17 protein-coding genes and 4 pseudogenes are annotated in these 26,394 nt (G+C 43.8%); 9 read left to right on the top strand and 12 right to left on the bottom strand.

Annotated features, from left to right (window positions below; genetic code table 11):
* Positions 1-612: 612 nt before the first annotated feature.
* A pseudogene (locus ACPF7I_RS07605) lies at positions 613-951 on the bottom strand (ATP-binding protein); the annotation flags it as partial.
* 251 nt (positions 952-1,202) lie between these two features.
* On the opposite strand from ACPF7I_RS07605, the gene ACPF7I_RS07610 reads away from it, so the two are divergent.
* From ACPF7I_RS07610 to tnpC, 3 genes and pseudogenes are all read left to right on the top strand, one after another.
* Positions 1,203-1,733, top strand: a complete 531-nt coding sequence (locus ACPF7I_RS07610; RefSeq protein WP_430744046.1) for a helix-turn-helix domain-containing protein — start codon at positions 1,203-1,205, stop codon at positions 1,731-1,733.
* Between the two features lie 17 nt (positions 1,734-1,750).
* The gene (locus ACPF7I_RS07615; protein WP_128999662.1) at positions 1,751-2,263 is read left to right on the top strand and encodes an IS630 family transposase; all 513 of its coding nucleotides are present in this window, start codon (positions 1,751-1,753) and stop codon (positions 2,261-2,263) included.
* A 32-nt stretch (positions 2,264-2,295) separates the two neighbouring features.
* Positions 2,296-3,667: pseudogene (tnpC, locus tag ACPF7I_RS07620) on the top strand (IS66 family transposase); the annotation flags it as partial.
* Positions 3,668-3,691: 24 nt separating this feature from the next.
* Here tnpC and ACPF7I_RS07625 read toward each other — a convergent pair.
* From ACPF7I_RS07625 to istA, 3 genes are read right to left on the bottom strand one after another with little or no spacing between them, the layout of a single operon-like run.
* On the bottom strand, positions 3,692-4,162 hold the full coding sequence (locus tag ACPF7I_RS07625) for an ATP-binding protein (RefSeq protein WP_430744045.1): 471 nt from the start codon (positions 4,160-4,162) through the stop codon (positions 3,692-3,694).
* Positions 4,159-4,857 (bottom strand): hypothetical protein, encoded by a 699-nt coding sequence (locus tag ACPF7I_RS07630; RefSeq protein WP_006322766.1) that lies wholly within the window; start codon positions 4,855-4,857, stop codon positions 4,159-4,161. The genes ACPF7I_RS07625 and ACPF7I_RS07630 overlap by 4 nt, the downstream gene beginning before the upstream one ends.
* The gene (gene istA / locus ACPF7I_RS07635) at positions 4,850-5,719 is read right to left on the bottom strand and encodes an IS21 family transposase (protein WP_431018911.1); all 870 of its coding nucleotides are present in this window, start codon (positions 5,717-5,719) and stop codon (positions 4,850-4,852) included. The genes ACPF7I_RS07630 and istA overlap by 8 nt, the downstream gene beginning before the upstream one ends.
* Positions 5,720-6,007: 288 nt before the next feature.
* Between istA and ACPF7I_RS07640 the strand changes: the two genes are divergently transcribed.
* Both ACPF7I_RS07640 and ACPF7I_RS07645 read left to right on the top strand, forming a co-directional pair.
* The gene (locus ACPF7I_RS07640) at positions 6,008-7,381 is read left to right on the top strand and encodes an IS1380 family transposase (RefSeq protein ID WP_339174355.1); all 1,374 of its coding nucleotides are present in this window, start codon (positions 6,008-6,010) and stop codon (positions 7,379-7,381) included.
* 472 nt (positions 7,382-7,853) lie between these two features.
* Positions 7,854-9,041 carry an IS701 family transposase gene (locus ACPF7I_RS07645; RefSeq protein ID WP_430744043.1) on the top strand — a complete coding sequence of 396 codons (1,188 nt, stop codon included), beginning with the start codon at positions 7,854-7,856 and terminating at the stop codon, positions 9,039-9,041.
* 70 nt (positions 9,042-9,111) lie between these two features.
* Here the strand turns inward: ACPF7I_RS07645 and ACPF7I_RS07650 are convergent.
* The 3 genes and pseudogenes from ACPF7I_RS07650 to ACPF7I_RS07660 form a co-directional block, all read right to left on the bottom strand.
* Positions 9,112-10,154, bottom strand: a protein-coding gene (locus ACPF7I_RS07650; protein WP_430744042.1) for an IS630 family transposase whose coding sequence is annotated in 2 segments (ribosomal slippage) — positions 9,112-9,651 and positions 9,654-10,154 — 1,041 coding nt in all. Because the reading frame shifts where the segments join, the coding sequence is not laid out codon by codon here.
* A gap of 636 nt (positions 10,155-10,790) precedes the next feature.
* Positions 10,791-11,962, bottom strand: a pseudogene (locus ACPF7I_RS07655) (ISL3 family transposase).
* A gap of 678 nt (positions 11,963-12,640) precedes the next feature.
* Positions 12,641-13,998, bottom strand: a pseudogene (locus tag ACPF7I_RS07660) (IS1380 family transposase).
* A gap of 431 nt (positions 13,999-14,429) precedes the next feature.
* Between ACPF7I_RS07660 and ACPF7I_RS07665 the strand changes: the two are divergent.
* Positions 14,430-16,088: an IS1634 family transposase gene (locus ACPF7I_RS07665; RefSeq protein ID WP_430744041.1), complete on the top strand. Its 1,659-nt coding sequence runs from the start codon at positions 14,430-14,432 to the stop codon at positions 16,086-16,088.
* A gap of 197 nt (positions 16,089-16,285) precedes the next feature.
* Positions 16,286-17,437, top strand: coding sequence for an MBL fold metallo-hydrolase (locus ACPF7I_RS07670; protein WP_430744040.1), 1,152 nt, complete (start codon positions 16,286-16,288; stop codon positions 17,435-17,437).
* A gap of 54 nt (positions 17,438-17,491) precedes the next feature.
* Here ACPF7I_RS07670 and ACPF7I_RS07675 read toward each other — a convergent pair whose 3' ends face one another.
* Positions 17,492-19,246, bottom strand: coding sequence for an ABC transporter ATP-binding protein (locus ACPF7I_RS07675; protein ID WP_430744039.1), 1,755 nt, complete (start codon positions 19,244-19,246; stop codon positions 17,492-17,494).
* The gene (locus ACPF7I_RS07680) at positions 19,243-20,997 is read right to left on the bottom strand and encodes an ABC transporter transmembrane domain-containing protein (protein ID WP_430744038.1); all 1,755 of its coding nucleotides are present in this window, start codon (positions 20,995-20,997) and stop codon (positions 19,243-19,245) included. Before ACPF7I_RS07680 ends, ACPF7I_RS07675 begins: the two co-directional genes overlap by 4 nt.
* A 179-nt stretch (positions 20,998-21,176) precedes the next feature.
* Here ACPF7I_RS07680 and ACPF7I_RS07685 point away from each other — a divergent pair, with 179 nt between their 5' ends.
* On the top strand, positions 21,177-22,397 hold the full coding sequence (locus ACPF7I_RS07685; protein WP_430744037.1) for an NAD(P)/FAD-dependent oxidoreductase: 1,221 nt from the start codon (positions 21,177-21,179) through the stop codon (positions 22,395-22,397).
* A gap of 9 nt (positions 22,398-22,406) precedes the next feature.
* Here the strand turns inward: ACPF7I_RS07685 and ACPF7I_RS07690 are convergent, their stop codons facing one another.
* The 3 genes from ACPF7I_RS07690 to ACPF7I_RS07700 all read right to left on the bottom strand — a co-directional run bounded on the left by ACPF7I_RS07690 (position 22,407) and on the right by ACPF7I_RS07700 (position 25,404).
* The gene (locus ACPF7I_RS07690; protein WP_430744036.1) at positions 22,407-23,717 is read right to left on the bottom strand and encodes a glycosyltransferase family 4 protein; all 1,311 of its coding nucleotides are present in this window, start codon (positions 23,715-23,717) and stop codon (positions 22,407-22,409) included.
* Positions 23,714-24,805, bottom strand: coding sequence for a CotS family spore coat protein (locus tag ACPF7I_RS07695; RefSeq protein ID WP_430744035.1), 1,092 nt, complete (start codon positions 24,803-24,805; stop codon positions 23,714-23,716). The genes ACPF7I_RS07690 and ACPF7I_RS07695 overlap by 4 nt, the downstream gene beginning before the upstream one ends.
* Before the next feature lie 104 nt (positions 24,806-24,909).
* Positions 24,910-25,404 (bottom strand): glutathione peroxidase, encoded by a 495-nt coding sequence (locus ACPF7I_RS07700; RefSeq protein WP_430744034.1) that lies wholly within the window; start codon positions 25,402-25,404, stop codon positions 24,910-24,912.
* Positions 25,405-25,535: 131 nt separating this feature from the next.
* Here ACPF7I_RS07700 and ACPF7I_RS07705 point away from each other — a divergent pair, with 131 nt between their 5' ends.
* Positions 25,536-26,393, top strand: coding sequence for a carbon-nitrogen hydrolase family protein (locus ACPF7I_RS07705; RefSeq protein WP_430744033.1), 858 nt, complete (start codon positions 25,536-25,538; stop codon positions 26,391-26,393).
* The last annotated feature ends 1 nt before the right edge of the window (position 26,394 follow it).

Genomic DNA, 26,394 nt, shown 5'->3' on the forward strand with positions numbered 1-26,394 from the left:
GTTCATCGTGACGGACTGAATGCCAAGGGCTATTTTCTCTTGATTGTTCAGTCCTTCCGAATCGTTCTAGACCGATTCGTACTATGACCTCTGCTGACTTCTGATGATTCAGCTACTTATCGCTAAGTAGGTTGTGAAGGGTACTTCACGTATCCATCAGACCTCCTCGGGTAAGAGTGCAATCTTTCCTTCCATCTATCTGCTTCATTTACTCTGTATCACCTTCGGCAGAAAGGACTTTGTTTTGTTTAGCAAACTCATCCAATGATACCTAGCCTTATATGAAGTTCGTGTTCCTCAGACCGGAAGTTTGCCGCTCGCTTCCTTCAGATTCCGTGTCGCCACGGACACCCTTGCGTTAAGCTAACTGCTACTTCTGCCTTCGCAGTTCGGGACTTTCACCCTAGAGATTGCACCCATGCCGAGCACACTAAAACAAGGGAGATGTCACGAGTAGCATCTCCCTTTATTGTCTCAAATACATTGGTTCATTTTTCCAATATATTATTTTTAGCCTACAAGCATAGACTTAAAATGAATAGTCCCCACAGAATATAAGGAGTCAGAAGAAAAAGCTGTAACCGTCAAGTAAAATTGAACACTTTTTGATCATTAATTTTGAACAGTTTTGTCACCAAAAATGGAAATTCTGTTTTTCATTCTGTAACTATCTCCACCCAAATGAATGACTTCTGAGCGATGAATAATTCTATCCAAAATGGCTGTAGTAATCGCAGGATCACCTAATAATTCTCCCCATTCCGCAGGCCCTTTGTTGGACGTTAAGATGATAGAAGATTGATTATATAAGTCATTGATTAGGTGAAAAAAGAGATTGGCTTCTCTTTGATCCATGGCCATAAACATTAAGTCGTCAATAATGACGAGATTCGATTCCCTCAAACGTTTTAACCGAATTTGGGATTTACGAGTCATTTCTTCTGTTTGTAACTATTCAGCCACATGATCAAGTGAGTTGAATAGTTTTTGTATTTCTTGTCTATGATGTGAATACTCATAGACAAGGAGGTGAATCGCATGTTGACGGTACAACAAGCTGTATTTACAATGGAGAGCCTCATGGGCAAAATCCAACAACAAAACCATATACATGCACTTTAAAGTGATAACTTCTGTATGAACACCTTTTTCCATGGTTATACTGCTCCTAAATACCCACGTATAAAAGGAGCGGAAATGACATGAAACGTCTTAAAATTACAAATGATCACGGTTGGACACCTCGAACACTTCGGAAACAAGAACGGAAAATCAAAGATGCTTCCCTTCGTGTTCGGGTGACTGCCGTTCGTCTCGTCATGGAAGGGTTTCTTGGAAAAGATGTCGCAAAAATGGTTAATCTATGCCGTCAATCGGTTGCACTTTATGTGGCACGTTTTAATGAAGGTGGGCTCGATCATTTACTCGATCGTCGCTTGCCACCTGGTCGCGTGCCATTTCTGACGGAAGAACAACAACAGGAGATCAGACAACTTGTGTTAACCACCACCCCTGTGGATGTCGGCTGGGGCATTTCTTCGTCATGGAACACACGTATATTGCAATCTTACATCCAACAAACTTATGGCGTTTCGATGTCACGGGAAGGCATCCGAAAGTTATTGCATCGTCTTCGCTTGTCATGGACACGCCCGACCTATAAGCTCGTCAAAGGCGATCCAGTGCGTCAAGCAGCCTTTGAAAAAGAACTCGAGTTTATAAAAAAAAACTAATCACGGAAGAAATCGTTTTGCTTCATGTCGATGAGACGCATGTTCGCGCCTATCAAGCGCTTCGTACGACATGGGCAGAAGTAGGCAACCAAAAACAAGTCCCGAGCTACGGTCACCACGCTCACGTGTCCATTTTTGGCGCAGTCGACGTGCAACAAGGGGACGTCGTGTTTCATCGTGCTTCGTCTGCCAATGCCGAGACGTTTCTAGACTTTTTACATCTGTTGAAAGAGAAATATGCGAATCGATTCATCGTGCTTGTGTTGGACAACGCGCGTATTCATTATGCCAAGATGGTGCGAGCATTCCTTGATAGTCAAGAAGGTGCTACTTTTCACTTTATCTTTTTGCCACCGTATTCCCCACAGTTAAACCCTATTGAACGGCTATGGAAGTGGCTAAAAGATGAAGTCATTGCTAACGTCTTGCATAGAGATCAAAAAGACATCGCCCAGTCGATTACTCGGTTTGAACAGCACGTCTTACAGCACCCAGATGAGGTGTTACGCCGCATCGGGTGTGCTGCGTGAATCAGAGGTTAAAATGTCAATTTGGATGTATACAGTTCATTCATCAGCTCATCCAAGAAAATGAACAGTTGCGTCAGAAAAACAAGCACTTGAGCAAAGAAAATGAACGACTCAGAGGTCGCATTCAAGAGCTGGAAGCACGCACGAAAAAAAACAGCTCCAATAGCCATTTGCCCCCATCCTCTGACCGTTTTGCCCGCCCCCGTTCTTCACGTGAGCCATCTGGCAAAAAGCCAGGCGGACAAGAAGGACATCGTGGAACGACGCTCCGTCAAGTGGAACATCCCCATCATCGTGTGAACATGTGTCAAGGATGTGGGGCTTCTTTGTGTGAAGTCCAGCCTTTCAAAGTCGATGTCCGTCAAGTGTTCGATCTCCCTCCTGTGACGATCAAGGTCACCCAACATGATCGTGAAGTGAAATCGTGTCCGCATTGCCAATGTGTCCAACAAGCCCCGTTCCCACCACACGTAACGAATCATGTGCAATATGGCCCGCGGCTCACTGCGCTCGCCGTTTATTTGCACCATGTTCAATTGATTCCTTACAAACGTGTAGGTGATATGATCGAAGCGTTATATCAGCACTCGATCAGCACAGGGACTCTCGCCAATATGGTGAAACGAGGACATGAAGCGTTGGAGCCAAACATGGACATCATCGAAGAAGCTTTGCTGGATTCCAACATCTTGCATGTCGATGAAACGAGTTTGCGCATCGAAGGGAAACGGGCATGGGTTCATGTCGCGTGCACATCGAAATATACGTACTTGGCTCCTCACGCTTTCCCGTGGAAAGAAAGCGACCGATGACATCGGGATTCTTCCACGATATAAAGGGACGATGATGCATGATGCGTTCGGTACGTACCTGAACTACACCGAAGACACCCATGCCCTTTGTCACGCCCATCATTTGCGTGATCTGAAGAGCTTCATCGAACAAGGGCAGACATGGGCCATGCGCATGACCACCTTTCTGTTCGCTGCCAAGCAGGCGGTCGAAGTCCATCACGGTGCACTTCCTAACGAAGACACGAAACGATGGGAGCGTGTGTATGATCGCATCCTAGCGAAAGCACAGCACCGATTGGAAACGATGACGCCTCTCCCGAAAAAAGCACTTGCCTTTGTTGGACGGCTTCAAAAACGAAAGGAAGAAGCGCTGCGTTTCTTGCGGGAAGCTCATGTTCCCTTTGACAACAACCAAGCAGAACGGGATCTTCGCATGGTCAAAGTGAAAGAGAACATCTCGGGCACGTTTCGTGAAGAAGCATTCGCCCAGTCTTTTTGTATCGCAAGAAGCATCGTTTCCACACTCACGAAACACGAAAAAAACGTGTGGAACTCATTGTGTCGTCTGTTGAAAGGCGAAACACTCGATGATATTCTTTCTACTACTTAGGGCGTTTTCTATAACAGAAATGCCCTATTTGTGCTGGGTTTCTTTACATACTATTACTTCTGTTTTCAGCGCATGAACTAATTCTCCCATCGTGATGAATGTAACCTTATATCCTTGATAGATTGCTTCCATCCCAATTCCTATCGCCAAATGTGTCTTACCCACACCTGGTGGTCCTAATAAAATCAAATTAAACAGCTGATCCAGCCATACCAGTTCACATAATTGCTGGAGTTGTTTTTTTGTTAATGATGGTTGCTCCTCCAGTTGAAATTCATCTAATGTTTTGTAGTATGGGAAAGACGCCCATTTTAAACATCTTTCCCGTAATTTTTCCTCTCTTCGTTGTTGCTCATAACGTAACACATCATGCAAAAAACCTACATATGTCCGTTCCTCTGTTTCAGCTTTCTTTAATAGTATCGGTAAATGTGACGCTGTCTCTGTTAAATGCAATGCTCGTAAAATCTCCTGTACGTTCGTCAACTGGCTCATTTTCTTTTCCCCTCCAAAATATGAATATATTCTTCGATATTCCTTTTGGCAGCTTGTGCATGCAACACAGAATGACCCTCTTCATGCAATGGTTGCGGTGATTGCACATTCACATGGGTTGTGTGCAACGTTACCTGGCGTTGCAAGTGACCGATGACGTCTGTAAACTCTGACGCATTATACAACCGTAGTTCCATGCATTGTTGCAGAGCTTGGCTACAAATGCATGCAGGATGTTGAGCCAGCTGAGTCTGGATGAGTTGTAATTGATCTCGCATATATCGCGGATAGGCTTTTCGAATATGGGCTAAAAATGCTTTCGCCACCTCCGGTTGCTCAAATTGATGGGCTACTCGTTCGATGTAAGCATCGATTCCCTTTGTACGATCACGCAAGTGATTACGGTTTTGAATCAGTTTCCCTTTTCCTTCGGCGATGCGATGTTTTCCTATGCATCTTTCTGTTTTAGGATCGTATATCCACAACTCTGTTTTTTCTTTCATGACGACCTGTACCGTTTTCCCAAAAGGAGTATACGTCCCAAGCGGAACCGTGTATCGATTGGATCGATATAAAATCGTGTTGTCCTTTCTTACCGTTCTTGTTATACTATTGGCTAGGGTAGATATTTCGGCGCGTGCCGAATCTAAAGCGAGAGAGATGGGGCGTAAGTGTGTTTTTTCCTGTTCAAACACATCGACCGGTCTCTTTTTTTGTTGTATTATGAATCCTCCCGTTTCCTGTTCTGTTCAGCCACTCCCACCCTTGTTCATTCCATAAATCCAAATGCAAAAAGGTACGATGTTTGGCAAAGTTGTGCTTAATAAAACCCACTACATTTTCAATTTTCCCCTTGCTTTCTGGATCTGCTTTTCTGCACACATGAAGCGTCAAGTTTCGCTGTCTACGATACGCTTCAAACTCCGCCGTCAGAATGAGATCTCCTGCATTTTCGCTCACAACGATCAGATTGTCTTGATCGTAAACGAGTTCGCGTGGCATGCCTCCAAACCATTGAAAAGCTCGTTCATGTGCTTCGATCACATCCCTTGTCGTAAAAGGGCGATTCAACCATTCTTTATACTTGTAACGCGAGTGGGACAGAACAAAAGCGATAAAATACAACTGCACTCCTTTTCCTCGTTGATCTTTTACACGTATTTGACCGAAATCCACTTGTGCTTGTTCTCCCATCGGTGGGTCCGGAACAGCTTCATAGTGACGATGACATAGTTCTTTTGGTATCTTCCATTCTTCACGTAAATGCCGGACATATTGACGTACGGTACTCTCTCCAACCGAAAGGTTTGGATCACGTTCCTCTAACCAATCTTGTATCTGGGACGCTGAGATGTCTGGATGTTTCTGAATCCACTGTAAAATCATATCTCGATACGGATCTAATTTCCTTTGCCTTTGCTTTGTGGAAGCTAACCACCTCGTCATCTCTTCTGGTGACCGCTGAAGATAATGATATAAAGTTGTTCGGGATATGTTTAGCTTTTTAGCTACTGCAACTTTACTAAATCCCTGCTTTAACAGTTGGTAAATTTTCATGTACACTTCCCACTTATCCACCTTTCTTTTCCTCCTAGCAACTAAGTAGAATGTCAATATCTATCTTAGCTGTTAAGAGCGTTTTTGGTAAATAAGTGTCCAATTTTATTTGTCGGAAACTGTCCAGTTTAGTTTAGCAGTTACAAACCATAAATATTAAATGTTACCTGAATTTTCTGATGTATCTAAAACCTAAATCCGTGACAAAACATCTTTACAATGGATGCAAACCGTTGATACGATAAGGGAAAACGACGTTGACGACTCTTCATCAAGTAGGTGAATGCGATGAAAGATTTCCCGATTCGGTTTGTATTGACAGATGAAGCGATTACTCCAAGTGCTGGGCTTGCTCTCGTGGGCTACTTACTGCACCAAACGAAGCTGGATAAACGAGTAAACGCCCTTCGGCTCCCAACGGTTCGTCGAGATGTGCACATTTCCCATAGCGACGTCATTCGCTCGATGATCGGCTTGCTTGCCACAGGAAAAACGGATTTTGATCATATCGAAGCGTATCGTCAGGACGATATCTTTTCGACATCAATGGGCATTCGGCACGTACCTTCCTCCCCAACGTTGCGACAGCGTCTCGATCAGCTCGCTTGTCTTCCGATGACCGAAACCATCATTTGGGAGGAATCGATGCGTCTGTTGGTTCGACAACACGCTACCTTGTCCCCTTGTTGGGCGAAAGGGAAAACGACATGGCTTCCCCTTGATATAGATGCTTCCCCATTTGACAACTCCGATACGAAGAAAGAAGGAGTGAGTCGAACGTATAAAGGATTTGACGGTTTTACGCCGTTGTTTGCGTACGCAGGGAAGGAAGGGTATATCGTTCATGCCGAGCTGCGTCCAGGGAAACAACATGTACAAGACAACATGCCTTCGTTTTTAACTACCGCCATCCGTCGAGCTCGTCCGCTGACCTCGTCTCGTCTGCTTGTCCGCATGGATGCAGGAAACGATGCGGAAGCGAATGTGCACGTATGTCTAAAGGAAGACGTGGACTTTGTCATCAAGCGAAACTTACGCCGAGAATCGAAAGCGCTTTGGTTCCAGATCGCTTCGCAAAAGGGCAGACGCATCGATGATGGACAAACCGAAGGAGTACAAACGTATGAGTTATGCCTTCCACAGACCGCAGCAATCGATGGACACACGTACACGTACGTTCAAGTCACCCAAGTGACGGAACGAACGATGGAACGAAATGGACAGCTGATGCTCGTTCCTAATTACGAAGTCGAAAGCTACTGGGTGCGCCTCGAGGGATACGAGCATGTTCGAATGAGTGATGTGCTCGCATTGTATCACGATCATGCGACATGCGAACAGTTTCATAGCGAACTGAAAAGCGACTTAGATTTAGAGCGACTTCCATCAGGGAAGATGAAAACGAATGCGCTCGTGTTAGTCATGGGAGCATTCGTGTACAACCTTCTTCGTCTGATTGGACAAGATCTATTAAGCGATCCGAGACATCCATTACATCATAAAGTGAAACGCCGCCGCATCAAGACGATCATTCAGACGGTGATCACGATGGCAGGTCGACTCGTCCGCCGATCACGACAGATCTGGATGAAACTGACGCGAAGGAGTGGCTATAGCGAGCCCCTTCTGAACATTTACATAAAATGGAGAGAAGGAGCATAACGAACGATTGTTCGTGATTCTGTACTCATCCTAACCCTCTGTCCTTTTTTGTTTTTTCTTTGGTTTATATACCTAAAAAAGATATTTATTTCATTTCTGAGAGTGAAGATGACATCTGTTTTAAACATAAAAAGGGAATGGTGGATCACGCATCCATAAAACCAGCAAAAAAGTCAAAGTCGATGTCAATCCATCACGGATTCAGGTAAAAGCAAAACTAGAATGAGAGTAATAGGAGGGGAAAAGCAGAATTGACGCTATAATTACAAGTTTCATCCTTTTATAGTACCCGAAAAATTATTACAGCAATAATTCCTCCAATAAATTGTAAGCTATATAAGTTGAATTAAAGACTGTAGATGAGCAAATTTGCTAACATAAATTTACAAACTAAACAAAAAAGGAGACATGAACCCGATTCCTTGGTTAGAATAGATGTGCTACCAACTACCCACAAGGAGGTTCATGTCTCATGAATAGATTAGCACATCATCAAGGAATCCACAAGTTTTTCATGACGCTGGGATTGGCGCTTTATTTCTCGAAGCCGGTCATCAAGCATCTCGTTCATCTTGTCGACGCCTTGACGACCAAGGGATTTTCGGGGACATTGACGGATGTCCGGTACTGGAGTTTTCATCCGGATCATCGAACCACGCTCAGCCACTTTTTCACGAAAAGCCCTTGGAACGAGGAAAAACTGCTTGAGAAGCTTCAGGAGTGGGTTCTTCACCAGATCGAACGCCTGGCCAAACGGACGAATCAACCCCTGTTCCTTTCGATTGATGATACCATTTGCCAAAAAACGAAGCCTTCGTCACGGGCAACGCACGCCATTCAAGGGTGTGACTGGCATTTCTCTCACAGCGATCATCAATTGGTCTGGGGGCATTCGCTTGTTTGGCTGATGGTGCACACCTTCACGCAAGCGTTTCCGTTCGCCTTTCGTCTGTATGACAAGACATCGGGAAGAAGCAAAATCGACCTGGCGATCGAGATGCTTTCCTCGCTCAAGGGGAAGCGGGCTCAGCCGGTGTATGTGCTCGTGGATTCATGGTATCCGTCCCAAGCGCTCATCGAAGCCTGTCTGAAACAAGGATTCCATGTCATCGCCATGCTCAAGACGAACCGGATTCTCTACCCGAAAGGTATCGCCATCCAAGCGAAGGAGTTTGCCCGCTATATCGAGCCAAACGACACCCGCCTCGTCACGGTGGGGAACGAGCGCTATCGTGTCTACCGCTACGAAGGCGCGCTCAACGGTCTTGATGACGCGGTGGTGCTGCTGGCTTGGAAGGCGGATCAACCGATGACGCCGGATCATCTCCATGTCATATTGAGCACCGACCGGGAGCTGAGTGACGAAGACATCTTGCGTTACTATGCCCAGCGCTGGACGATCGAATGCTTTTTCCGGCAGGCAAAAGACCAGCTGAAGCTCGATGGGTACCGTGTTCGCCACGTTCGGGCGGTGAAACGGTATTGGGTCGTGGTGCTGTTAGCCTGCGTATACAGCATCGCGGAATCTCAACAAGACATCTCTTCCGGCCTGGAGCTTCTTCGGTCTCGGAAAGGGCACAGCGTCGTCGAGTTCATCTATGACGCCGCAAAGCAAGATATTCCCATTGATGTGATCAAAAAACAGCTCCATGTCGCCTAAGGGGTCCCCTGTTTGTCTCTTAGGGAATGGAAATTACTGTAATGAAAAATACTCATCTACAGTTAAAGATTTACAACTGAACACACAAACGATCGATCGTTTGTTCTGGTTTCTGGTTGATTCGCTGAATAAAGGCTTGGACATTCTTTCTAATTTCTTGCACACCCGAATAGAACACGTTGTAAATCACGTCTGATTTCAGCCATTTCCATAGCCCTTCAATCAAGTTCAATTGCGGACTGTATGGTGGCAAAAAGACGAGCTCTAACCGATCTTCGTGTTCTTTTAAAAATGGCTGAATGAGTTTGGCATGGTGAATTCGAGCGTTATCTAAAATCATCACTATTTTGCCTGTGGGATAGCGTTCTAACACAAGTTGAAGAAATCGAAGAAATGTTTCCGCGTCATAGCGTTCTTCTTCGATGCAAAACACTTCCCCTGTTTCGTAGTTCAACGTGCCAATCAGCTTCAGCCCTTGATGTTTTCCAAACGTCGGAATGATTCGTTGTTTTCCTTTGACAAACCATGTTTTTTGAATCGCTTGGTAATCACGAATCATCGACTCATCTTGAAAGAGGACATGGGCGATGTTCCCATCTACCAGTTTTTTTTTACTTCAGGGAAGGTGATTTCGACGAATTCTTTTTGTTTCTCTTCATCGGCATTGGCTAGTGTATAGGTCGGTTTCGTATAGCTTAGCCCTAACCGATGCAGAATGTCACTTGTTCCGCGAAGCGTGTATGTTGGCCCCCACTTTTGTTGAATGAGTTCAGCGATTATCGCAAGCGTCCAATTATATTTTGCTTCGAATCCCACATCTACGGGGAGCTGATGTTCAATGATCCAAGCCAGCTCTTTTTCTTGTTCAGGGGTCAATCGACGTGGAGCACTGGGTGAATATTTCATCTCTAGTCCGTCAAGAACTCGCTGAGTGTAGGCATGGATATAGTTATAAACGGTTTTTTTGGATCGACCGGTAATCGTTGCGATTTCTTCTTTTGCGTACCCCTGCAAATGAAGATAAATCGCTTGGTAGCGTTCATATGCTCGTTTACTTTTTGCTTCTTTCATGGCAGTGGACAACTTTTCGATCTCGTCTTTGTGATTCGGCATCGTATCTTCTTTCCGTTCCCCTATTTTCTTTTTTTATTATTCACCGTGGAACGGGAGAAAACCTTTATTTCAATTTATATAGCTAGAATTCATATAAATCTTTTCCTTATCTATTAAATATTTGGTTCTGTCATCATTCAATATTGATTTTAGGACATAAAAAATTCGTCTTGTAAAAGCTAGGTGTTTTCTTCTTCTATTACTATTACACGAACGCACTCGTTCATTAAACACACTATATTTAAGATTTATTACGCTTAAAAAGTTTTATAACGTTCGAATAGACACTGTAAACAAAGAAACACCAAACCATCCAAGGAAATATTATGTATAAGATATTCATGAGGTTACTAAGTATTTCATGCGGAGTTCTTTCCATAGTAAAACTATAATCATAAACGAATCCAATCCAATACAAAAGCAATAAACCACAGAAAGCTATGAAAGGAAATGTTCTTTTAGCTGTTGCCATCAATATCATGTTTACAACGATAAGAATGATTATTAAATTTGGATGTGTCATATAATCCACCACACTATCATTAGCATAAATGTCATTAGAATCACGCATTTCAAGTCACCACCGTAAAAAACAAAATTTCGGTTCATCACCAAAAGATGTACTTGATTTTTACGTTAACATATGATAGCAGTCTCTAAACGCACACGCAAAGCAAAGCGTTGGATATTTCGGTATCCATATCCCCGCCTTTTGATCAACTTGATTTTGTTGTTGATTCCTTCCATTGGGTCATTGGAATAAGGAAAAACGATGCAAGAAAGCACCGCCTCTTTTCGAGCGAGCAGCGCCTTGGTAATACTTTCGCACAGCCGCACATTCACTAAAGAGGTGGCGATCAAACCATTGTGCCAAACGAGTTTCGGCTTGTTTTCTTGTTGGACTTTTCGATACGTAACGGAAGTGCTGAAGAGTTTGATAGACATGGCGTAAATACGAACTTTCTTGACACCATTGTCGAACGTTCTGTCTCTCTTCTTCTGTCAACTTTTCTGGCCGTTGGCTCAATAATCGGCAAACACGGCGAACGCTTCCATGTTTCGTTCCACCTTTAGCAAGGTATTTACGGCAACGCTTGAGTGCATCGGTGAACAACTGAATGACATGGAAGTGATCGAGAACATGGATCTTGGACACACTTTTTGAATGGCTTTTCTCATGGCTGGAGCCAAATCACTGACGATATACTTCGCCGTTGAAGCGACAGGTTGAAGGACCTCTGCAATCGCTTCTTCATTCTTTCCTGAAGCCATAGACAGGGCACGCCGAGTTTGAGCATCCATCTACGGCTACTCCATAATCTTGTCCTTTACGGAAAGCGAATTCATCCACGCATACAACGGTCGAATCCGAAGTTGACAAACAAGCCGGGGTATATTGATAAAACCAACGTTCTACCGTTGTATAAGCAAGTTGTAAAAAGTGAGCGACTTCTTGAATCGTTTTTTCGATACAGAGCTGAGCGACCCACTGTTGAAACGATTCCGTTACGATACTGTGAGATGGAAGTCCCGGATAGGAAACGGTAAACGTAAGGGAACAAGTGGAGCAACGTCTTCTTTCAACAGGGAGTTCAATACAAAATAGACCGATTGTATGAGTATAGCCATGGATCCATTGCTTCCGTTTGGATGGATGACACTTTCGTTGTACGTCCGAAGCAAACGAGGCAGACCGGGCAATGCGGAGGAAGAGACAGTTCGAAAATCCAGCGATCTCCCTCTTTTCGTTCTCCTTGAATAAGAAAGTCTGGTAAATCGATAAAACCTTTGATCAACTGAGAATGCATGCGAAATTTCCTCCATGGTTGATGGTTTGGTCACCTTTATCATACAGGAAATTTCGCTTTTTTTGTATCTTTATGTACAAAAAAATTTAATTGTCAAGTACATTTTGTGGTGAAGAGCCAAAGTTTTATATTACTTCCATTTTAATCCGCAAACTGTGTTTTTTAAATATTTTTACAATTTAAACATCCCTTTTATCACTTTACATCTCGCACTTTCCTAAAAAAATTATATCCTGTTTTTTCAAAGTAAAAATGTCCTTTTCAGTGCGTTATCTTTTCGATAAAAACTCCCAATTTATTAGATTATTTTATTTTATGTTTACGAACAAAAAAGTCATTTAAAAACCACCCCTCTTAATTAATTTATCGAAGCAAGTCTCTTATATTGTTTTCCCTATTTAGAGTTTCGACATTAGCAAATAAATAACCTTTTTATTTAGGTTTAACCATTCATTACCTTATTCTCTATCCTCCTGAATCCGTGATGGATTGACATCGACTTTGACTTTTTTGCTGGTTTTATGGATGCGTGATCCACTATTCCCTTTTTATGTTTAAAACAGATGTCATCTTCACTCTCAGAAATGAAATAAATATCTTTTTTAGGTATATAAACCAAAGAAAAAACAAAAAAGGACAGAGGGTTAGGATGAGTACAGAATTGCGAACAATCGTTCGTTATGCTCCTTCTCTCCATTTTATGTAAATGTTCAGAAGGGGCTCGCTATAGCCACTCCTTCGCGTCAGTTTCATCCAGATCTGTCGTGATCGGCGGACGAGTCGACCTGCCATCGTGATCACCGTCTGAATGATCGTCTTGATGCGGCGGCGTTTCACTTTATGATGTAATGGATGTCTCGGATCGCTTAATAGATCTTGTCCAATCAGACGAAGAAGGTTGTACACGAATGCTCCCATGACTAACACGAGCGCATTCGTTTTCATCTTCCCTGATGGAAGTCGCTCTAAATCTAAGTCGCTTTTCAGTTCGCTATGAAACTGTTCGCATGTCGCATGGTCATGATACAACGCGAGCACATCGCTCATTCGAACATGCTCGTATCCTTCGAGGCGCACCCAGTAGCTTTCGACTTCGTAATTAGGAACGAGCATCAGCTGTCCATTTCGTTCCATCGTTCGTTCCGTCACTTGGGTGACTTGAACGTACGTATACGTGTGTCCATCGATTGCTGCGGTCTGTGGAAGGCATAACTCATACGTTTGTACTCCTTCAGTTTGTCCATCATCGATGCGTCTGCCCTTTTGCGAAGCGATCTGGAACCAAAGCGCTTTCGATTCTCGGCGTAAGTTTCGCTTGATGACAAAGTCCACGTATGCACATTCGCTTCCGCATCGTTTCCTGCATCCATGCGGACAAGCAGACGAGACGAGGTCAGCGGACGAGCTCGACGGATGGCGGTAGTTAAAAACGAAGGCATGTTGTCTTGTACATGTTGTTTCCCTGGACGCAGCTCGGCATGAACGATATACCCTTCCTTCCCTGCGTACGCAAACAACGGCGTAAAACCGTCAAATCCTTTATACGTTCGACTCACTCCTTCTTTCTTCGTATCGGAGTTGTCAAATGGGGAAGCATCTATATCAAGGGGAAGCCATGTCGTTTTCCCTTTCGCCCAACAAGGGGACAAGGTAGCGTGTTGTCGAACCAACAGACGCATCGATTCCTCCCAAATGATGGTTTCGGTCATCGGAAGACAAGCGAGCTGATCGAGACGCTGTCGCAACGTTGGGGAGGAAGGTACGTGCCGAATGCCCATTGATGTCGAAAAGATATCGTCCTGACGATACGCTTCGATATGATCAAAATCCGTTTTTCCTGTGGCAAGCAAGCCGATCATCGAGCGAATGACGTCGCTATGGGAAATGTGCACATCTCGACGAACCGTTGGGAGCCGAAGGGCGTTTACTCGTTTATCCAGTTTCGTTTGGTGCAGTAAGTAGCCCACGAGAGCAAGCCCAGCACTTGGAGTAATCGCTTCATCTGTCAATACAAACCGAATCGGGAAATCTTTCATCGCATTCACCTACTTGATGAAGAGTCGTCAACGTCGTTTTCCCTTATCGTATCAACGGTTTGCATCCATTGTAAAGATGTTTTGTCACGGATTCAGGGAACGTTACAATTAACCAAATAATGTAAATCAATGAGATAAGGGGATTCTCCCTTTCCACACAGGAGACTGAATATTCAGTCTCTTGTGTGGAGGAAACCAGTCTCCCTCTATTCTAAATCTATTTCAGAGATACCCTATCTATCTTACATTACACAAAATTCTTGACGGTACCAATCGAACATAGATATATTTTTTATTAATACGAACAAAAAACAATGAAATTATGTTATATCTCACATTTCGCGCCCTCTCGACAAAAATCGGGAGGATTTTTTTATCTTCATGTCGAATGAATCTTTGAAACACAAGGAAAGCAAAGGAGTTTCTACATCATGAGCGTTCAAATCCGTGCCATTTATGAAAGTTCTTATTTGAATATAATAAGCACCATTTTCAAGGATCTTGGCCTCCCTCGGTTGATTGATCGTCTCGTTCCCGTGGACTCTCAATGCCAAACTCGAGCCAGCGACGTTGTCTGGCTGCTTACCTTGGATATCTTGAGCGGTCGGCAAGCACTCGTTCATTTGGAACGATGGGCGCATGACATCGATTTGCCTAAGCTGATCCGACCAGGGCTTTCCCCCTCTTGGTTCAACGACGATGCCATCGCGCGCCATCTCGATCGACTGTACGACGCCAATATCCACGCGGTTCTTTCCGCCTGTCTTGTGCAAATTTACAAGAAAGAAGGAATCCCTCTTCGGGTGTTCCATGCCGATACGACCGATGTATCGGTTTACGGTACGTATGAATCGGCCTCGCCGGATGCCTTGCAGATTACGCATGGCTACAACCGGCATCATCGTTGGCAAAAGCAGATCGGATTTGGGCTGATTGGCAACGAGGATGGCATCCCGTTTTATGGCGATGTACACGACGGCAACCTGCCGGATAAGACGTGGAATCCCGAGGTGTTGTCCCGTGTGCAGAAACAGCTGAAGCAGGCGAAGATCGAAGATGAATGGATTTATGTTGCCGATTCTGCCGCCATGACGAAAGACACACTGGCGCAAACGAAGGCCGCCAACGCCTTTTTGATCACAAGAGGCCCTTCTTCGCTCCGGATCGTCAAAACCGCGCTGGCTAAAGCTGATGCCCAAGACACGCCGTGGAGCGATCCGTTTTCCTTAGCGGAGAAAAACGGAGCCACCTACCGGGTGTGGGAAACGACATCGACGTACGAAGGTCATTCGGTCCGGTTGATCGTCGTTGAATCCAGCGCGCTCGACCAACGAAAAGGAAAGACGCTCGAAAAAGAGCGAAACCAAGAAGCAGAGCTTCTTCGGCAGAAACAAACCCAGTGGGAAAGCCGTCTGTTTTCGTGCCGGGAAGACGCCGAACAAGCCCTAGCGTCTCTAAAGGCGTCCCTTCGTCTCCGGTTCCATCGCGTCGAGGCGTCGGTCGAAGCGATCGTGCGTCCGAAAAAACGGCGCGGACGTCCGAAAAAAGGGGCGGAACCGGACATGGAAACGCTGTACGCCCTTCGCTTGAACGTGGAATTCGACCAAGATGCGTGGGAACAGGCGAGACGGAAAGCGTCCCGGTTTGTCCTTGTCACGACCGTTCCGGAGGAATGGAAAGGTCAACCGATGGATGCGAAAGAGATCTTGAAGTTGTATAAAGGCCAAATCTCGGTGGAAATGAACTTCTCTTTCTTGAAAGACCCGTTCTTTACGGATGAGATTTACGTAAAAAAACCGGAACGGGTCGCGGTATTGGGCTATTTGTTTCTGTTGGCCTTGGCGATTTACCGCGTCTTCCAGCGCCGGGTGCGTCAGTTCATCACCCCGGAACACCCATTAAAGGGCGCGGGAGGCCGGAAACTGACCCGACCGACCGGACAAGCGATTTTTCAATTGTTTTGGTATGTCAGAGTCGTCCTGTTGGAACTGCCGGATGGACGAATTCAACGCGCGTTAGGTCAACCGCTCACGTACGAGCAGCGAAGGATTCTGCAAGGATTAGGGATGGACGAGAGCATTTACGTCTAATGGGATAAAGAACGACCAACGATGGTAAAAAAAGGATACCATCGCTTTTGGTGTTGGTTTAAAAGTTATTCTAAAAAACTGAATAAAAAATCCTTTTGTTCCGCCCTACCAAGGTGCGAAATATGAGTTATATAACAATAAAGGATTATATATAGAATGTAATACTTGAAAGAAACACCCATATTGGAGGAGAAAAAATGAGAAAGCGATATGAAAATTTAGGTGGCGTCCCAACAACGAAATCGTTTGCTGACTTGCGGAAATGGTATGCGGAAAGAAGACAAAAAAAGAAAGATTGGTCATATACTTTGCCTTGCGAACATATTCAACCTTCGTTGCTACATACAAATACGGGGCAAACGCTACTCACATGGATAGGGCATGCGACATTTATTATTCAAATAAATGGCTTAACCATCGTTACAGATCCTGTTTGGGCAAAACGATTAGGACCGATTCGCAGACTAGCTGATCCGGCCATTCCGATTCATGATGTACCTCCTGTTGATGTCATATTAATTTCTCATAGCCACTATGACCATTTACATTTCTCAAGCATAAAACAGCTAAAGGGAAATCCTCACATCCTTGTCCCAAGCGGGTTACGTTCATCCTTTCTGAAAAGAGGGTTCGAGCGTGTCGTGGAATGCAATTGGTGGGACACCGTTGTCGAACGAGATGTTTCATTCACATTCGTTCCTGCACAACATTGGTCGAAACGAACGTTATTTGATACAAATACATCCCATTGGGGCGGATGGGTCATTGAAGCAAAAGAAAAACCAACGTTTTATTTCGCTGGGGATAGTGGATATTTTCGTGGGTTTCGCGCGATCGGGGAGCGTTTCCATATCGATTATGCGTTGCTACCTATTGGGGCATATGAACCCGAATGGTTTATGGGGCCTCAACATGTGACACCAGAAGAGGCTGTACAAGCGAAACGAACGTTATTTGATACAAATACATCCCATTGGGGCGGATGGGTCATTGAAGCAAAAGAAAAACCAACGTTTTATTTCGCTGGGGATAGTGGATATTTTCGTGGGTTTCGCGCGATCGGGGAGCGTTTCCATATCGATTATGCGTTGCTACCTATTGGGGCATATGAACCCGAATGGTTTATGGGGCCTCAACATGTGACACCAGAAGAGGCTGTACAAGCATTTGTTGATTGCGGTGCCAACACATTTATTCCGATGCATTACGGTACATTTCCACTCGCTGACGATACACCAAAAGAAGCGCTAGATCGCCTATATGCCGAATGGGAACGGCGCAACCTTCCAAGCGAGCAGCTATGTGTACCAAAACTAGGGGAAATCGTATATTGCGAAACCGCCACTTAACATGGCGGTTTCGACAAATGTGCTTTACAAAACTAAAACAAGCTTCAGAAACTTTTATATACATACATCTTCTGTTAATCCATTTTGCAATACGTACATGCGATAATACAATCCTCGTTTTGCAAGCAATTGCTGATGAGTGCCACGCTCGACAATTTCCCCTTGATGCAAGACAAGAATTTGATCTGCATCCTGAATTGTTGATAAGCGATGGGCGATGGCAATCGTTGTTCGCCCTTTTCTCATCTTTTCAAGCGCTTGTTGAATTGCTTCTTCTGTTTCTGTATCAATGTTTGCGGTCGCTTCATCAAGCACTAATATTTTTGGGTTCATCGCAATTGTACGAGCAAACGCAATGAGCTGACGCTGGCCGCTTGAGAACGTCGTCCCTCTCTCTGTCACGGGATGATCATACCCTTTTGGCAACTTTTCAATAAACGCATGAGCTTGAACGAATTTGGCAGCTTGCTCAATATGTTCATCCGTCAAATGTTGATGATGGAGCCGAATGTTATCTCGTACCGTCCCATAAAACAAAAATGGGTCTTGAAGCACAAGGCCGATATGTTTCCGCAACTCTCTCTTTGGATACTCTTTAATCGAATGACCATCAATCAAAATATCACCACGTTCAAACTCATAAAAACGCATGAGCAGTTGAATAATTGAGCTTTTTCCGCTTCCGGTATGACCGACAAGCGCGACGGTCTCCCCAGGCCGAGCAATAAACGAAATGTTTTTTAGCACATCCCGTTTTCCATCATAACTAAACGATACATTGCGAAATTCCACCGTTCCTTTTTCAATAACAAGTGGTTGCTCATATTGTTTCGGCTCTTCTTCTCGTTCATCTAACAATTGAAACACGCGCGACGAAGCAACAAGCGCTTGCTGAAACATCGATAAACGCATCATCATTTGGTTAATCGGTTCAAAAAAACGCTCTAAATAATTGACGAAGGCGTATAACACGCCGATTTCAACCGGACTTTGAAAAGAAGAAATACCAAAGTAACTTAAAACGACAATAAGCGAAAACACATAAACAACGTCTGTCGCTGGACGAAGCAATAAACTATCAAGTTTAATATTTTTCATTGCGGCTATATAATGTTTTTTGTTAATATTTCCAAATTGCTCTCTCATTCGTTTTTGCTGACGGAACGCTTGAATGATCGCCATACCTTGAAGCGACTCATTTAACTTTGCATTCAACTGGCTTAACCGTTCACGCAAATCGCTATAAAACACCGAGCTATACTTTCGATACGTACGAATAATGATATAAATAATCGGTAAAATCACTAAACAAAAAGTAGCTAAACGAACATCGAGCAAAAACATCGCAACAAATACACCGACTAGGAAAAAAGCACTTTGAATAAATGTAACGAGCACTTCAACAAACATTTCTTTAATCGCTTCCGTATCATTTGTCACTCGCGATACGATGCTTCCTGCTGGCGTGCGATCGAAGTAGCGCATACCTAACGATTGTACTTTCGCAAACACATCAATGCGCAACTGTTGGATAATTTTTAATGCAATTTCTTGAAATTTTAATAATTGAAAGTAAGAAAGAACTACTTTTCCAATATGAATCGCTACGTAAGCTGATGCTAGCCCAATCATAGCTTGAAGTGGAAAAGTCATATGTGTTAAATAGTTATCAATAAAAATTTTCACGATGATCGGCCCAAGCACTTCCCCTGCAGTCGTTAACGCTAAAAGAAGAAAAGCAAACAATAGCGATTTTCGATGCGGTTTTGCATAGCTCATCAATCGCATAAACACTTGCCGCTCGTTCATTGTACCCCTCCACGTTCCACAAGTTGTTCAAGTTGTTGGCGAACATACATATCGCGATACCATCCGTCTTGTGCAACGAGCTCATCATGTGTGCCGCGCTGAACAATTTTTCCGTCCTCAAGAACAATAATGAGATGTGCGTGCTGAATGGCACTTAATCGATGGGTTGCAATCATCGTCGTCTTCCCTGCTCGATTTTCTTTCAACGATCGCAAAATGCGCTCCTCCGTTTGCGCGTCGACAGCCGATAGCGAATCATCTAAAATAAGCACTTCTGGATCAAGCAATAGCGCACGCGCGATGGATAACCGTTGCTTTTGTCCTCCCGATAAAGACACGCCTCTCTCCCCAACAACTGTTTCGTATCCTTCAGGAAACTGTAAAATATCATCATGCACTTGGGCGAGTTTAGCAACATGTTCTACTTCTTCTTCGCTTGCATCCGGTCGCGCAAATGCAATATTGTCGCGAATAGACGCTGAAAAAAGAAAATGGTCTTGTGGCACATAACCAATTGCCTCACGCAATCGTTCTAATCGATATTGTGTAATCGAATGCTCGCCAAAATAAACGTCCCCATCCATTCCAACAAACTCGCGCAACAACACTTTCAAAAGTGTCGTCTTTCCTGCTCCTGTCTTTCCAACAATACCTAACGTTTCACCTTTTCTTAACGTAAATTGAATGTGTTGTAACGTTGGCTCTGTTTCATTCGGATATGTAAAGGAGCGAATATCGTAAGTGATATCGCCTGTCGGTACTTTATCAAGCACCCCTTCACCTTCTTGTATATCTGGTTTTTCCTTTAATAACGATGACACACGATCATACGAAGCCCGACCGCGCTCAACGATGTTGAATAACCAACCGAAAGCCAACATTGGCCAAATAAGGAGACCTAAATACATCGTAAACGAAATTAGCTGTCCGATTGTCAATTCTCCTTGCACAACAAAACGGGCGCCAAAAACAATCGCTAAAAAAAACGACACGCCGACAATGAGCGAAATCGTTGGATCAAATAATGAATCAACGCGAGCAACCGCCATATTTTTTTGTACAACATCATCGGACTGTGCTCGAAACGACTCAATTTCTTCTTTCTCTTGACCGAACGTTTTAATCACTTTAATTCCTGCGATACTTTCTTGCACTTTATCGTTTAAGGAAGAAAACGCTTCTTGTGCATGATGAAACCGTTGATGAAGTAGCGAACCATAGTAGCTTGTTAAATAAGCCATAAGCGGCATCGGCAATAAACAAATGAGTGTCAATTTCCAACTAATTGTAAAAGCCATCGTCGCAATGACAAAACCCCCGATGCATAGTGAATCGACAAGCGTTAAGACGCCAACACCCGCTGTTTGTTGAATCGCTTGTAAATCATTTGTCGCATGTGCCATTAAATCACCGATGCGGCGATTTTGATAAAATGACGGAGACATCGTTGTAAAGTGACCGTACAGCCGATCGCGCAACAATCTAGCAAGCTTCGCTGCTGATCCAAAAATCATCGTCCGCCAAACGTAGCGACAAACGTACATACAAATCGCAACACCTGCAAGCAAGCTTAACCACATCGCAAGCTTTTCTTTCGTCATTTCCCCCGCTTTTATCGCATCAACAACGTGTCCAATCACTTTCGGTGGAACAAGCTCAAGCAACGACACAATCGCAAGCAATATAACTCCGATCGTATACGCTTTTTTTTCTTGCTTAAAAAACCACATTAAGTCCAAAAATACTTTCACCTTTCATCCCTACTTTCCCACATGCCCATTGTCGTTTCGTCCTATTTTATCAAATATTCCAAAAATAAGAAAGCTTTTTGCTATGTCAATATATAAATCGAGTAGTTGTTGTCGCATACTTTTACATATGCAGGTCAATCTAAAAAAGACCAGAACAAAAAAGAAAGGTGGTTATCGCAATGGATTTACAAACAGGAAAGTTATATTGGCCAACGACATTTCCCGATGCTCCTTCGTATCCGCCTCTTGAGAATGACATACAATGCGACGTGTTGATTGTCGGAGCGGGCGGTTCAGGAGCGCTATGCGCCTATTATTTAAGCGAAACAGATTTAGACGTTGTCGTGGTCGATAAACGAAAAGCAGGATACGGAAGTACGATGACAAATACAGCACTCATTCAATGTCTCGGGGATAAAATGTTTTTTGAACTCGTTAACAGCTTTGGCGAAACGTATGCCGCACGTCATTTAACGCTTTGTCAACAAGCCGTCGATGAACTTGAACGAGCAGCAAATTGCTTACATATCGATGTGGAATTTCAAAGAAGGGATAGTTTGTATTATGCAAGCGTTGCGGAAGATGTCCAAAAGCTTGAAAAAGAATATACGGCGTTAAAAAAACAAGGCTATCCTGTTGTCTGGTTGAATGAACAACAAATTCGTAGCCATTATCCATTTACAAAACATGCTGCTTTATATACAACGGGGGATGGAGAATTAAATCCGTATAAGTTGACAATTGGTTTATTGGAATATGCAAAACAACGTGGCGTGCGTATTTTCGAAGAAACAGAAATTAACGGAAAAAAACTTGAACAACATATGGCAACATGTTATACGAAAAATGGACATTTCATTCGAGCCCGGAAAGTCATTTTTGCCGCAGGCTACGAAACGTTAGAAGTGAAACAAGAAAAAAAAGCGTTACTCGTTAGTTCGTATGCGGTGATTACAAATCGCGTTGAAGATTTTTCAAGTTGGTATAAACGAACGCTCATTTGGGAGACAGCCCGTCCGTATGTATATATGCGAACAACGGCTGACGATCGCATTATTATCGGAGGGCTTGATGAGAATACAGCGTATGCGGATGATCGAGACGCTAAGCTTATGCATAAAAAAGAACGACTGATCGAGGAATTTCATCGACTTTTCCCCGATATTCGCGTCGTTCCTGAATTTTATTTAGCTGCCTTTTACGGTGGGACGCATGATGGTCTTCCGATGATTGGTGTGTACGATTCCTTTCCAAACTGTTATTTCGTCTATGCTTACGGAGATAACGGAACTGTGTATAGCACAGTCCTTGCTCAAATTTTACGCGACGTCATTACAGAAAAACAAAACGATGACTTTTATTTATATATGCAAACAAGACCGAAACTCCCACAAACATAAGTGGGAGTTTTATGTCGTAATCGCCCATACAAATGCTTTTTTTCTTTTTTTGTTTAACACTATTTCTTCTTGAATTGGCTGTAAAGATGGTAAAACTGGCTCGGTCGGCTGTTTTTCAACGACTTGCTCAACGATTTCTTCAACAGAAACAGTTGCTTGTATTGGCGAAAGCTCAGTTTGTTCGACATGTTGCCATACACGGAGTAGGTCTGATGCCACCCGCTCCCAACGATAAAGTGATGTCGCTAATTTACGCCCGTTTTCTCCCATTTTCTTCATTAGCGTACGATTGGACAACACATATGCCATTTTTTCCACAAAGTCTTGCGGATCTTCTGGTCTTTCGACAACAACACCATTTTCATTTGGAACGATGACCTCTGGATTGCCACCACGAGCGGTTGTAACAATCGGAAGCCCGGCTGCCATCGCTTCATAATGAACGCGAGCAAGCGGCTCTTGCCATTGCGACGTACAAACAAATAAATCAGCTGCGGCAAACCAATGTTGAATTTCATTTGGCGGCACAAATCCTGTCGCCACAACAGGAATAGGTAATCTTTTAGCTAACGAACGAACGTAAGCAATATAGTCCGTCGTCCCTTCTTCACTAAACCATTTGCTTCCGACGATGACGAGCGCTAAGTCGTTAAATCGCTTCGCAAGTTCCGGCAACGCTTGAATCAGTTTGTCAACCCCTTTATTTGGCGACAAACGCCCCGCAAATAAAATGACTGTTTTTTGATCGATTCCGTGCGTCTGACGTAGTTGTTTCCGAATGGATGCCATATTTGGATGGTTCCCCGGCAAAAACCGCTCGGAGTCAACACCAGAGTAAATCGTCCGCAATTTCCCCTCCGCTTCTGGATATAGTTCACGAATAACTTGACCGATATAGTTGCTAATAGTGATAATTGCTGATACTTGCCTGATCACTTCTTCTGCTTCTTCACGATTGATTTTCGCAACTTGAAACATATCGTTATGCATGCTCAGCGTCATTTTTGCATGAGGAGCCACTTGACGGATCGGTAAAACAAGGCGTGGACGGTTAAAAATGTGGATAAGATCAAACGAATGAGCTTGCACGTATTGAACGACGTGCTCACGATATATGTCAAATATCCCACCCGGAATGCGTACATAATGAATGCCGTCGATCGTTTCTTCATTTGGCAGCGTTTCATGTTGTACACCTAGCACAGTAATGCGGTGTGCGTGACGAAGGTGTGGAAGAATGCCTGCAATATACGTTTGAATCGCACCACCAAGCACGGGAGGCACAGGTAGCTTTTCTGTACAAATCATTAAAATGTTCATCTGTTTCCGTTCTCCTTCCAATCGTTTTCAATTTCCGCAAGAACCGGCCATTTTGTTTCATCCGTTGCAACAATGATCTCAATAAGTTGCATCGTTTGTTCCGTTAAAAATAGCTCCGGCTCATATACGACTTCTTTTAAGTTTTTGTAAAATTCATTCGGAAGTGACAAATCAATCATCAATATGTCATATAATGAAGCGTCAATTGGATTGGCTTCATGATACGCCCGAATCATCTCTCGCACCCATTGAGCGTCCCAGCGGTATAAATCAGCCATCGTACCAGAAATCAGTTTTCGTAAATCTCGAATGGGCAAATCATACGCCACACCATCTAAATCGATAATCCACATGCCATTCGCACCCATTTGTCCGTTCGACCACCCGTAGTCTTGATGCACAAGTCCCCATTCGCGATGTCCAAGTTTAACTAATTGGTCATACGGAGATTGTTGGAGTCTGGTGAAGCTTTCTCGCGCCTGCGCCTGAAAGCGGTCGACAACTTCCAATAACATCGCGCTTGCAGGCATCTCTCTATACACCTTCGCTAATTGGCGAAACCAGTCCATTTTGTTTATTGTTTTTTCGTACGTCTTCGGCCATTTATACAGCCGGGAAGCGATTTCTGCTCCTTGCGGAGGGACGTATCCTTTACTTAAACGATGAAATTCGCCGAGCGCATAACAAAGCTGTTTTGCTCCTTCTAAATCTTTCGTTACAGGAAATAACGGCTCGATCCATTCCGCAACAAACCATAGCTTTCCTCCCGCCTCCACATAATCCGTTCCTTCTTTCGTTCGAACAATCGGTGGGACATTTGCTTTTTGCACATCGACTAAATATCGCTGGGCGCCAAGACTAAACAAACTGCGTGTTGGACGGCGATGAAGCAATTTTAAACTTTTTGGCCCTTTGTTCGTTTCTAATTTCCAAATGGCCCCTCCTTTATCCGGTTTCGTCGTGACGACTTGCCTACTTTGAACAGATAAATCATAATGGCGCAAAACATCTTCTGCCATTTGTTCAATATAGTCCGGCACGAAAAATTCAGGCATCGTTTCATCTACGATCCACGGTTCAATGAACATATAACCCCTCCTATTTGGCGTCAATCTCTACTATCTCAGCATATGCACTATACAAAAATCGGTATAGACAAATCGATTACGCCCAACAAAAAACCGTCTCTTTTTCATTCAGAGACGGTTTGACTAAGCAATTGCTCAATATGTTGTTCTAGTTCTACCGGCTTTGTCGTTGGGGCAAACCGCGCAACGACTTGACCTTTGCGATCGACTAAAAACTTTGTAAAGTTCCATTTCACCACTTTCGTTCCTAACACACCTGGCGCTTGTTCTGTTAAGTAGTTAAAGAGCGGATGAGCGTTTGGACCGTTTACGTCTACTTTCGCAAACATCGGAAACGTCACACCGTAATTGAGTTGGCAAAACTGTGAGATGTCTTCCTCTGATCCCGGTTCTTGATTTCCGAATTGATTGCACGGAAAACCGAGCACAACAAATCCACGTTCTTTATACTTGTCGTACAATTGTTGCAATTGTTCGTATTGTGGCGTCAATCCACATTTGCTTGCTGTATTGACGATTAATAATACTTTTCCTTTATACTGCGCTAACGATTGCTCTTTTCCTTGAATCGTACGTACATGAAAATCGTAAATGCTCATTTTTCATTCCTCCTTTAGCGCTATTGTAACACACATATCGTTTTTTCTACACAAACAATGCTTCCATTCAGACAAAATAAAACATATTCGCTATAATAGTGAAGAAATAGAAAAGAAGAAGGTGAGTTTCATTGAAAATGCGAGTCAGTGCCGTTCAATATCATTTGCACACCATTCGATCATTTGAACAATTCGCGAAACAAGTTGAACATTATGTCAAAACAGCACAAGAATCCAGGGCTGAATTTGTCCTATTCCCCGAATTTATCACGACACAGCTCATGTCCATTGGCGATGAAACAAAAGAAGCGTTAACGATTGACGAGCTCCCAACGTTCACAGAAGCGTATCGCTCGCTATTTACTACGCTCGCAAAACAGACGAATATGCATATTGTTGGTGGGACGCATGTCATAAAAAAGGGAGATCGGCTATATAATGTCGCTCATTTATTTTATCCTGACGGAACGATTGCCGAGCAGGCAAAATTGCATATTACCCCGACGGAAGCCAACGAATGGAATATGCATGGTGGTGATGCGTTACACGTCTTTCAAACTGCGAAAGGAACGATTGCTATCTTAACATGTTATGACATTGAGTTTCCTGAAATTGTTCGTATGGCGCGGGCAAAAGGAGCGGACGTCATTTTTTGTCCGTCATGCACTGATGACCGTCACGGGTTTCACCGCGTGCGCTACACATGTCATGCCCGCGCGATTGAAAATCAAGTATACGTCGTCACGACAGGAACAGTCGGGTCGTTGCCAACCGTTGATTTTATGCGCGCAAACTTCGGACAAGCAGCGATCATTACACCGAACGATATTCCGTTCCCACCACGCGGTGTTTTAGCCGAAGGAGAAATAAACGATGATATGATCATTACAGCTGATCTTGATTTACAGCTTCTTTACGACGTTCGCGAGCGCGGATCGGTAACAACATGGCGAGATCGGCGTATAGATTTATATACAGATTGGACATAAG

This window comes from Anoxybacillus dikiliensis (genome assembly GCF_050613275.1).
Taxonomy (GTDB): domain Bacteria; phylum Bacillota; class Bacilli; order Bacillales; family Anoxybacillaceae; genus Anoxybacillus.

Bases quoted from the DNA above. Each gene is read 5' to 3' on its own strand.
- ACPF7I_RS07610 (WP_430744046.1), top strand. From the start codon at position 1,203: ATGAAACGTCTTAAAATTACAAATGATCACGGTTGGACACCTCGAACA.
- ACPF7I_RS07625 (WP_430744045.1), bottom strand. From the start codon at position 4,162: ATGAGCCAGTTGACGAACGTACAGGAGATTTTACGAGCATTGCATTTA.
- istA (WP_431018911.1), bottom strand. From the start codon at position 5,719: ATGAAAATTTACCAACTGTTAAAGCAGGGATTTAGTAAAGTTGCAGTA.
- ACPF7I_RS07640 (WP_339174355.1), top strand. From the start codon at position 6,008: ATGAAAGATTTCCCGATTCGGTTTGTATTGACAGATGAAGCGATTACT.
- ACPF7I_RS07645 (WP_430744043.1), top strand. From the start codon at position 7,854: ATGAATAGATTAGCACATCATCAAGGAATCCACAAGTTTTTCATGACG.
- ACPF7I_RS07665 (WP_430744041.1), top strand. From the start codon at position 14,430: ATGAGCGTTCAAATCCGTGCCATTTATGAAAGTTCTTATTTGAATATA.
- ACPF7I_RS07670 (WP_430744040.1), top strand. From the start codon at position 16,286: ATGAGAAAGCGATATGAAAATTTAGGTGGCGTCCCAACAACGAAATCG.
- ACPF7I_RS07675 (WP_430744039.1), bottom strand. From the start codon at position 19,246: ATGAACGAGCGGCAAGTGTTTATGCGATTGATGAGCTATGCAAAACCG.
- ACPF7I_RS07685 (WP_430744037.1), top strand. From the start codon at position 21,177: ATGGATTTACAAACAGGAAAGTTATATTGGCCAACGACATTTCCCGAT.
- ACPF7I_RS07690 (WP_430744036.1), bottom strand. From the start codon at position 23,717: ATGAACATTTTAATGATTTGTACAGAAAAGCTACCTGTGCCTCCCGTG.
- ACPF7I_RS07695 (WP_430744035.1), bottom strand. From the start codon at position 24,805: ATGTTCATTGAACCGTGGATCGTAGATGAAACGATGCCTGAATTTTTC.
- ACPF7I_RS07700 (WP_430744034.1), bottom strand. From the start codon at position 25,404: ATGAGCATTTACGATTTTCATGTACGTACGATTCAAGGAAAAGAGCAA.